This window comes from Acinetobacter sp. YH16038, assembly GCF_013417275.1.
GTDB lineage: Bacteria > Pseudomonadota > Gammaproteobacteria > Pseudomonadales > Moraxellaceae > Acinetobacter.
The window spans coordinates 23,392-32,758 of the sequence record NZ_VPEG01000031.1; the positions used below are offsets into that span (position 1 = coordinate 23,392).

The following is a 9,367-nucleotide window of genomic DNA, read 5'->3' on the forward strand; positions in this document are numbered from 1 at the left end:
AGTTTTATTCATCCTATTTCTCAGTTTAGACTATTCAAAATGATTATTTTTTGTTATCACTGAAAAAAATGCCCGGTTCTTCCGACCAGTTCAAGCTTTTACTGAATATCACGAAGATTGCAGCATTCTCAGCTATGGTATTTTTGTATAACAAACGTATAATTTTAGAATAGCAAATTAAAAAAATTGAATTGATAGGCGTTTGAAGCATGACAGCATTGCAGGGGTCACCAAGATTTACGGGGTTTATTCGTCGCCTGGTCGATGAAGGGGTATTATCAGCTGAAGATATGCGGACTGCTTTAGCCAATGCCAAACAGGAAAAAACAGATATCGTGGCCTATTTGGTCAGTCATCATAATCTTTCCCCTACCACCATTGCTGAAACGATCTCAGTAGAATTTGGTGAGCCTCTATTTGATATTGGTGCTTATGATCCGGGACAAATCCTGCGTGAAGATATTGATGAAAAGCTGATTACCAAGCATCGTATTCTGCCAATTTATAAAAACGCCAATATTCTTTATGTCGCCACGAGCAATCCGACCAATATCGAAGCAACGGATGCCATCCGCTTTGCAACCAAACTGAATATCGAAACTGTTATTGTTGAACACAATAAACTTGAAAAACTGATTGAGCAAAACTTTACTGAAGAAAGTACTTTTGATTTTGATGATGATTTCGATCTGGATGTAAATGTCGATACAGCCGATCCGACTCAAGAAGAAGATGAAAAAGACAAGGGTGAAGAAGCCCCGATTGTTAAATATATTAATAAGTTACTGATTGATGCCATTCGTATGGGCGCTTCGGATCTACATTTTGAACCTTATGAAAAAATGTATCGGGTGCGCTATCGTGTCGATGGGGTTTTACGTCAGATTGCAACCCCGCCCCTACAACTGGCAAACCGTTTGGCGTCGCGTTTGAAAGTCATGTCGCAGATGGACATTTCTGAGAAACGCGTGCCTCAAGACGGCCGTATTAAATTAAAGCTCTCAAAAAACAAAGCCATCGACTTCCGTGTTAACTCGCTCCCTACCCTGTTTGGCGAAAAACTGGTTCTACGTATTCTAGATCCGTCCAGTGCCATGCTGGGAATTGATGCTTTAGGTTATGAACCTGAGCAGAAGGAACTATTTATGGAAGCCTTAGATAAACCGCAAGGGATGTTACTGATTACCGGTCCTACTGGTTCCGGTAAAACAGTATCCCTTTATACGGGCTTAAACATCTTAAATCGTGAAGATACCAATATTTCTACTGCAGAAGACCCAGTCGAGATTAACTTGCAAGGGATTAATCAGGTGAACGTCAACCCTAAAGTAGGCCTGACTTTCGCAGCGGCATTAAAATCCTTTCTGCGTCAGGATCCTGATATTGTCATGGTCGGTGAGATCCGTGATTTGGAAACAGCTGAAATTGCAATTAAAGCAGCCCAAACAGGTCATATGGTGATGTCAACCCTGCACACTAACAGTGCTCCAGAAACCTTGACCCGATTGCGTAATATGGGCGTACCTTCTTTCAATATCGCGACTTCAGTCAATCTGGTGATTGCGCAGCGTCTGGCCCGTCGCTTGTGTTCACAATGTAAAAAACCAGCTGATATTCCTCAGCAAAGCTTACTAGAGATGGGCTTTACCGAAGCAGATTTACAAAGCCCTGAATTTCAGATTTATGAGCCAGTCGGCTGTAATGAATGCCGTGAAGGGTATAAGGGCCGGGTCGGTATTTATGAAGTTATGAAGGTCACACCTGAGATTTCAAGAATTATTATGGAAGATGGCAATGCCATTGAAATTGCTGAAGCTTCCGCACATGCAGGATTTAACAATTTACGCCGATCAGGGTTAGTGAAGGTTATGCAGGGGGTGACTTCTTTACAGGAAGTCAATCGTGTAACCAGCGAATGATCGTGCTGAATATAAAATAAGGATAAAGCTATGGCAGCAGTAAAAAAAGGCCAGATGACACCAATCTTCAGTTATGAAGGGATTGACCGCAAAGGCGCAAAGATCAAGGGGGAATTGCCGGCACGAAATATGGCCTTGGCAAAAGTGAACTTGCGCAAACAAGGCATTACGATCAAAACCATCCGGGAAAAGAAAAAAAATATTCTCGAAGGTTTGATGAAGAAAAAAGTTTCCACACTGGATATCACCATCTTCACCCGTCAGTTAGCGACCATGATGAAAGCTGGGGTACCGTTAGTTCAGGGCTTTGAAATTGTTGCAGAAGGTTTAGAAAATCCATCTATGCGTGAGGTTGTGCTTGGAATTAAAGGCGAAGTTGAAGGGGGGAATACTTTTGCTGGAGCATTACGAAAATACCCACAATATTTTGACAACCTATTCTGTTCTTTAGTTGAATCTGGCGAACAATCGGGTGCTCTGGAAACCATGCTGGATCGTGTCGCGATTTATAAAGAAAAAAGTGAGCTGTTAAAGCAAAAAATTAAAAAAGCCATGAAATATCCAGCTACAGTAATTGTAGTAGCTGTGATCGTAACAATTATTCTGATGGTGAAAGTAGTCCCTGTATTCCAGGACTTATTCTCTTCATTTGGTGCTGACTTACCTGCATTTACCCAAATGGTCGTAAATATGTCTAACTGGATGCAGGCATACTGGTTTCTGTTAATTCTCGGGATTGGTGTTGTGATTACTGCTTTCCTTGAAGCGAAAAAGCGTAGCAAAAAATTCCGTGATTTACTGGATAAGGCCGCGCTCAAAGCACCGATCTTTGGTGATCTGGTCTATAAAGCGATTATTGCCCGTTATAGCCGCACTCTCGCCACCACTTTTGCAGCCGGTGTGCCATTAATTGATGCGCTTGAATCGACTGCTGGTGCAACCAATAACGTAGTCTATGAGGAGGCGGTATTAAGAATCAAGGAAGATGTAGCAACCGGTCAACAGCTTCAATTTGCTATGCGTGTCACCAATAAATTCCCTTCTATGGCCGTACAGATGGTCGCTATTGGTGAAGAATCCGGCGCACTAGACGCTATGCTGGATAAAGTCGCAACCCATTATGAAAATGAAGTCGATAATGCGGTCGACGGTTTAACTTCTATGATGGAACCCTTGATTATGGCAATTCTTGGTGTCCTTGTTGGTGGCCTTGTTATCGCAATGTACCTTCCAATCTTCCAAATGGGTTCAGTGGTTTAATGCAAGATTTTCTTTTCTATTTTACTCAAAACCCAACTGCGCTTTATCTCGCAGTTGGGCTTTTTAGTCTCTGTATTGGTAGCTTTTTAAATGTTGTCATTTACCGCACCCCTAAAATGATGGAACAGGAGTGGAGGATTGACTGTCAACTATTCTTGCATCCAGATCAGCCCATTATTGATGAAAGCAAAATTACTTTAAGCAAACCAGCTTCAACCTGCCCAAAATGTCAGACCCCTATTCGCTGGCATCAGAATATTCCGGTGATTAGCTGGATCTTATTACGTGGTAAATGTGGTAACTGTCAGAATCCAATCAGTATCCGCTATCCATTTATTGAACTTCTCACAGCTGCTTGTGCGCTGATAGTAGTGGCAGTATTTGGGCCTACCATACAGATGCTGTTTGGTCTGGTTTTTACCTATGCCCTGATTGCCCTCACCTTTATTGATTTCGATACCCAGTTATTACCCGATCGCTATACCCTGCCGCTGGCTGCACTCGGCCTGGGCATTAATAGTTATGCGATTTATACTACCCCTGATTCTGCCATCTGGGGCTATATCATTGGCTTCTTATGCTTGTGGGTGGTGTACTATCTGTTTAAGCTGGTGACCGGCAAGGAAGGTATGGGCTATGGAGATTTCAAATTACTAGCTGCCTTAGGTGCCTGGATGGGGCCTATGCTCCTACCACTCATTGTATTATTGTCATCATTGGTGGGCGCGATTATTGGGATTATCCTGCTTAAAGTCCGTAAAGAAAATCAGCCCTTTGCCTTTGGCCCTTATATTGCCATTGCCGGCTGGATTGCCTTTTTATGGGGTGAGCAGATCATGAAAATCTATTTAGGTCAGTAAAGTGAAATTTGTACTCGGTTTAACTGGTGGAATTGGTAGTGGCAAGTCTGCTGCCAGCCAATGGTTTGAAGCTCAAGGGATTGCTGTCGTAGATGCGGATATTGTCGCCCGTGAAGTCGTTGATATCGGTCAACCAGCCCTACAGCAGATTCAGCAAGCTTTCGGCGATTGGGTTTTACTCAAGGATGGTTCATTGAATCGCCGTGTTTTGCGCGAACATATTTTCCAGTCTCCAGAAGCACGAAAAACGCTGGAAAATATCACCCACCCTGCTATTCGCACTTCAATTATTCAACAGTTGCATGCAGCACAAAGTCCTTATGCGATTTTAGTTTCTCCTTTATTGTTTGAAACCAATCAGCATGAACTGACACAACATACGTTATTAATTGATGCTGCTATTGAACTGCAAATTCAACGGGCTTCACAGCGTGATGGACAAAATGTGGAGCAAATTCAGAAGATCATTGCCGCCCAAATGCCGCGTGAACAAAAACGCGCTATGGCTGATGATATTGTGCTGAATGATGGTGAGTTGGAGCATCTCTATGCTCATCTCACACCATTACATGAAAAGTATCTTCAGATGGCTGCTCAAAATCATTAACCCGAACTCAGTCAGAGTTCAAATAAAAAGCAGCCCTGTTAGGACTGCTTTTTTTGTTGTTTCAGTTTTTGGCTGAGACTGTCTTGATGCATTAACCAGCGCCAAGGCTGTATGGCACCAATGGCCATACCTACCAAACCAGAGACAATCGCGAGACTTAGAGGTTCATTTAATAACGGTACAGCCAGTATGGCAGCAATGAATGGTGCGAGGGTCACGATACTGCCCGCTTTAAATGCACCTAAACGCTTAATCGCTTCCACATAAGTTAGTGTCGCTACAATCACCACAAAAACACCGTGAAAGAGTACCTGGGAAGCCATTTGCCAAGGTTCAGCAGCATCCAGATGTTTGGGGAAGAATAGCAGATAAATTGGCACATAAATGATGGCTGACCAGATCGCTACACTGGCCATAGAATGCCAGGCAGATAGCTTCCATTGACGTAGCAGTACAGTGAATACACCCCACCACATTGCACTGATGAAAAATAGCAGATCGCCTAATCCCAAGGCCACACCGGACTCTCGGAACATCAGCCAACTCATACTGCCAATCGCAAGCAGCATAATCGCCATACTGATCCAAGTATGTCGGTCAAATCCCTGTTTAAATAACACAAAAGCAGCCACTGCGGTACAAAGTGGAATACAGCCATTTAGAAATACGGCAGCATGAGCTGCAGGTGCATAATGGAAAGCAGTATAAGCAGTCAGGCAATACCCTACCCCGCCAATCATGGCTAAGAGAAAGGATTCCTTACTCCACAAAAAGGCTGTGTCCTTTTTATAAATCAGGACTGGCATCAGAATCAGAAAAGCCAATAGAAAACGTAATCCCACCAGATCCCAGGCACTAATCCCCCACTGGGCACTTAAGCGCGTGCTTAAGGTAAAACCTCCCCAAATACACATGGTAATTAAGACAAAGGCATAACCTTGCGTTCGGGGAGACATAGACTTCTTCTTTAACAGTATTTAGGTAAATAATAAAAAGGACTTAAGCTTGACGCTGACGACAGGCTTCATAAAGAGCCATCCCTGTTGCCACGCTCACATTCAGACTTTGCAGATTTCCTGCCATCGGAATATAAACCGTCTGATCACATTGGCTTTGGGTAATTGGACGCAAACCGGTATCTTCCGCACCCATCACCACGCATACACCTGTACCAGTAAAATCAAATTTCTGGATAGGTAAAGCTTTTTCATCCAGCATCGTACCAACCACACGTACATTAAATTCATCTTTGATTTGACCCAAAGTACGCGCCAGATTGGTCACCTGAATAAACTTCACTTTTTCTGCACCACCTGCTGCCACTTTACGTGCAGTCGGCGTCAGGCTTGCTGAACGGTCACGCGGTACAATCACAGCCGCTACACCCATCGCTGCGGCAGTACGAATACAAGCACCCAGGTTATGTGGATCCGTTACCTGATCGAGTGCTAATAGAAGTACTTGAGAATCTTGCTTCAATAGATCTTCCAGATCCTTTTCATTTAAGGTTGGATGCGGGCGAACTGCCGCTACAACGCCTTGGTGAAAAGGCAAACCAGCCAGTTTTTCCAGCTTGTCACGACTAGCCTGCTGGACACTAATGCCAAAAGGCTCAGCCAATTCCAGCACACGTTTCAGGCGCTGATCATCACGGCCTTTCAGGGTAAAAAGAGTCAAGACACGTTCAGGCTCAAGCTCCAGCAGTGATTCTACTGAATGGACGCCATAATAATACTCAGGTTTAGCCATGAACGACCTCGAAAATAAATTGGGAAATAGGCAGCAAAAGAAAAATCCTGCAAAGCCAACTTCACAGGATTCTGTATTAAGCTTAGTTTAACCGATTCAGAACAAAATTTCTTGATCGGTTACAGCTCATCTGTAGGTCTGTTTAGCCTTCAAAATGGCAAACATAGTCCAGCACATCATCAGTTTCAATTTTGAAACGGCTATTGCCTGGCACATAGAAAGACTGACCAGCACGGAACAGTTCTTTTTCTTCGCTGTCAGCGATTTGCACACGGCATTCACCTGAGATGATTTCCATACGCTCAGGCACATGTGTTTCAAAAGTTAATGCATTTTCTGAAGGTAAAATTACCCCTAAGGTTTTTTTAGTGCCATCTTCAAATTGCACCACATGGCTGATGCATAACCCGCCAAAATACACATTCGATTTTTTAAGTACTGATACATGATCAAACTGAGCTGACATGCCATTTCTCCAGATAAAGCATTTTGTAATATTTTGATTGCTGTAGTTTAAATGTGCACCCGCAACTAATCAATCGAAGTTTATCGGACTTGAATGAAATTATTGGTGCCCCCTGCTTGCCTTGATTCCAGCCTGTTTGAGTGATTTCGGCAGATCCTGGAAAATGCCGTGATTTTTCTCGCCATTTATAAGCAAAATATATTCCGACCTGATTTAATTTAAATTTCAAGCATGTCAGAAAAATGAAAATATCTTTTGTAACTTCAGTGGCCTAATCTTGGTTCTTGTGACACAACATTCAAATAAGCGTGTATTAATCCCTGAAATTTAAGATAGAATGAAATCGATTTATCCTGATTTATAATAACAGCCGCGTTGCTAGACTGAAGCAACTGACATGCTATTTCATTCAAACTTTTCGCAGCCCGGATGCGTTTATGCTGACACATTTAACTCTGATCAATTTTGCTTTGGCCGAGCATCTTGCTATTGATATTGATAAAGGTTTTAACGTTCTTACTGGTGAAACCGGTGCAGGTAAATCCCTGTTACTGGATGCTCTGTCTGCCTGTCTGGGGGAGCGAACCGATACCAATTATGTGCGTTATGGCACCGAAAAAGCGGATGTAACAGCAACCTTTAGTTATCAGGAAGACAGCCCTGAAGCGAGCTGGTTAAAAGAGCATGAACTGGATGATGAGTCGGGGGAGATTCATTTACGCCGGGTGATCTTTGCCACTGGACGTAGCAAGGCCTGGATCAATGGTCGTCCCAGTAGTCTGTCTGAACTGAAAGAAATTGGCCGACTACTGGTTCAGCTTTATAGCCAGCATAGTCAGCAGCAACTTCTAGAACCACCTTATCCCAAACACTGGCTGGATCGCTATAGCAATTTTTATGCACCAGCTCAGGAAGTACGTGACGCTTATAGCACCTGGCATAAAAATATTCGCCAGCATCAGGCCGCGCTGGATGCACAAGCAACCCGTAAGCAACGTATGGAAACTCTGGAGCTGCAACTTGAAGAACTGGAAGAAGTCGTCCAGACGGATTATCAGGAAATTGAGCAGGAATTTGACCGCCTTTCACATCATGAAGCCATCATGCAGGATTGTGTTTATAGCCTGAATGGCCTGGATGAAGGTGAACAGAATATTTCGCAGGAACTGGCTTCAATCTTGCGCCGCATGGAATCGCATGCCGGTCGTAGCGAACAGCTTTCCCAGATTTATACCTCTTTACTGAATGCCCAAAGCGAACTCGAAGATGCAACGGCAACCTTACGTCAGTTTATGGATCGGCAAAGCTTTGATCCGGAACGTATGGAAGAACTGAATTCCAAACTGGAAGTATTTCACCGTTTAGCACGCAAATACCGCACCCAGCCAGAATTGCTGAAAGAAGAATATGAGGCCTGGCAGACTGAACTTGAACAATTGCATCAGCTAGAAGACCCAGAAACTCTGGCTGAACAGGTCGAGGTCTCTTATCAGGAGTTTCTAAGCAAAGCTCAACATCTGGACCAGATTCGCCGTGATGCAGCCGAACCGCTGGCGAAAAAACTGACCGAACAGGTGAAACAGCTTGCCCTACCTGAAGCGCATTTTGAATTTAAATTTGAGCCTTTGGAACATCCATCAAGTGAAGGTTTGAGTTTTATTCAGCTTCTGTTTACTGCCAACAAGGGCATACCAGCACAACCTCTGGCACGCGTGGCTTCAGGCGGTGAATTATCCCGTATCGCCTTGGTGATGCAGGTGATGAATGCAGAAAAAACCGAAGCTGAAGTATTGGTCTTTGATGAAATCGACGTCGGGATCAGTGGCGGAACTGCGGAAATCGTGGGTCGCTTATTGGCTGATCTGGCACAGCATGTACAAATTCTTTGTATTACCCATCAGGCGCAGGTGGCTGCACAGTCCGACCAGCATTTATTAGTGAAAAAACGCCAGACTGATCCGGCCAGCAGTACCATTATTAATTTGGAAGAAAGTGAAATTGTACAGGAACTTGCACGTATGACGGGTGGCGTGGAAATTAATGAAACTACCTTGCAGCATGCACGTCAGTTAAGACAGTTAAAGTTTCAGCAAGCATAAATCATGCTTAATAAAAATCCCTGACTATTGCAGGGATTTTTTTATGAACAGCTTTTAGTTTAAAACAACTTATAAAAAATTAATAAAAAATAAAGCACTCCGCTTTAAATATAAAATTTAATATTTTCTTCTATTTAATTATTTAGTTTGATTATTAAACAATTAAAAATAGATCTCTTTCATAAATCAAAAAACGATCTTCTTTTTGGTTAATATTTGCACTCCGGATTTCTTAGCATTCGTGCATAATCTGCGGATGAAATACATCGATTCAAACAAGCTTTCTGATCCTCAGTTCAAGCGATACACAGGCATCTCATGGTCAACTTTCTATTTGATGGTTGAGCAATTGCAGAAGCATGTCTCTGCCAAAGGCAGACCGCCCAAGTTAAGCCTGGAGGATCAGG

8 protein-coding genes are annotated in these 9,367 nt (G+C 43.2%); 5 read left to right on the top strand and 3 right to left on the bottom strand.

Features of this window, described 5'->3' with window-relative positions; translation table 11 throughout:
* Positions 1 to 209 precede the first annotated feature (209 nt).
* From pilB to coaE, 4 genes are read left to right on the top strand one after another with little or no spacing between them, the layout of a single operon-like run.
* Complete coding sequence (gene pilB / locus FTV34_RS13225; RefSeq protein ID WP_180070491.1) at positions 210 to 1,919, top strand: type IV-A pilus assembly ATPase PilB; 1,710 nt, start codon at positions 210 to 212, stop codon at positions 1,917 to 1,919.
* A gap of 30 nt (positions 1,920 to 1,949) precedes the next feature.
* On the top strand, positions 1,950 to 3,179 hold the full coding sequence (locus FTV34_RS13230) for a type II secretion system F family protein (RefSeq protein WP_180070493.1): 1,230 nt from the start codon (positions 1,950 to 1,952) through the stop codon (positions 3,177 to 3,179).
* The gene (locus FTV34_RS13235; RefSeq protein ID WP_180070495.1) at positions 3,179 to 4,039 is read left to right on the top strand and encodes an A24 family peptidase; all 861 of its coding nucleotides are present in this window, start codon (positions 3,179 to 3,181) and stop codon (positions 4,037 to 4,039) included. The genes FTV34_RS13230 and FTV34_RS13235 overlap by 1 nt, the downstream gene beginning before the upstream one ends.
* Before the next feature lies 1 nt (position 4,040).
* A complete protein-coding gene (coaE, locus tag FTV34_RS13240; RefSeq protein WP_180070497.1) occupies positions 4,041 to 4,646 on the top strand; it encodes a dephospho-CoA kinase in 606 nt (201 codons plus the stop codon).
* Between the two features lie 38 nt (positions 4,647 to 4,684).
* Here the strand turns inward: coaE and FTV34_RS13245 are convergent, their stop codons facing one another.
* The 3 genes from FTV34_RS13245 to FTV34_RS13255 all read right to left on the bottom strand — a co-directional run bounded on the left by FTV34_RS13245 (position 4,685) and on the right by FTV34_RS13255 (position 6,861).
* A complete protein-coding gene (locus FTV34_RS13245; protein WP_180031292.1) occupies positions 4,685 to 5,602 on the bottom strand; it encodes a DMT family transporter in 918 nt (305 codons plus the stop codon).
* Positions 5,603 to 5,645: 43 nt separating this feature from the next.
* Complete coding sequence (gene rlmB, locus FTV34_RS13250) at positions 5,646 to 6,395, bottom strand: 23S rRNA (guanosine(2251)-2'-O)-methyltransferase RlmB (RefSeq protein WP_005233526.1); 750 nt, start codon at positions 6,393 to 6,395, stop codon at positions 5,646 to 5,648.
* 142 nt (positions 6,396 to 6,537) lie between these two features.
* The gene (locus FTV34_RS13255) at positions 6,538 to 6,861 is read right to left on the bottom strand and encodes a pyrimidine/purine nucleoside phosphorylase (protein WP_004787221.1); all 324 of its coding nucleotides are present in this window, start codon (positions 6,859 to 6,861) and stop codon (positions 6,538 to 6,540) included.
* 437 nt (positions 6,862 to 7,298) lie between these two features.
* Between FTV34_RS13255 and recN the strand changes: the two genes are divergently transcribed.
* A complete protein-coding gene (gene recN, locus FTV34_RS13260; protein WP_180002783.1) occupies positions 7,299 to 8,960 on the top strand; it encodes a DNA repair protein RecN in 1,662 nt (553 codons plus the stop codon).
* Positions 8,961 to 9,367: the final 407 nt, after the last annotated feature.

Bases quoted from the DNA above. Each gene is read 5' to 3' on its own strand.
- pilB (WP_180070491.1), top strand. From the start codon at position 210: ATGACAGCATTGCAGGGGTCACCAAGATTTACGGGGTTTATTCGTCGC.
- FTV34_RS13230 (WP_180070493.1), top strand. From the start codon at position 1,950: ATGGCAGCAGTAAAAAAAGGCCAGATGACACCAATCTTCAGTTATGAA.
- FTV34_RS13235 (WP_180070495.1), top strand. From the start codon at position 3,179: ATGCAAGATTTTCTTTTCTATTTTACTCAAAACCCAACTGCGCTTTAT.
- FTV34_RS13245 (WP_180031292.1), bottom strand. From the start codon at position 5,602: ATGTCTCCCCGAACGCAAGGTTATGCCTTTGTCTTAATTACCATGTGT.
- rlmB (WP_005233526.1), bottom strand. From the start codon at position 6,395: ATGGCTAAACCTGAGTATTATTATGGCGTCCATTCAGTAGAATCACTG.
- FTV34_RS13255 (WP_004787221.1), bottom strand. From the start codon at position 6,861: ATGTCAGCTCAGTTTGATCATGTATCAGTACTTAAAAAATCGAATGTG.
- recN (WP_180002783.1), top strand. From the start codon at position 7,299: ATGCTGACACATTTAACTCTGATCAATTTTGCTTTGGCCGAGCATCTT.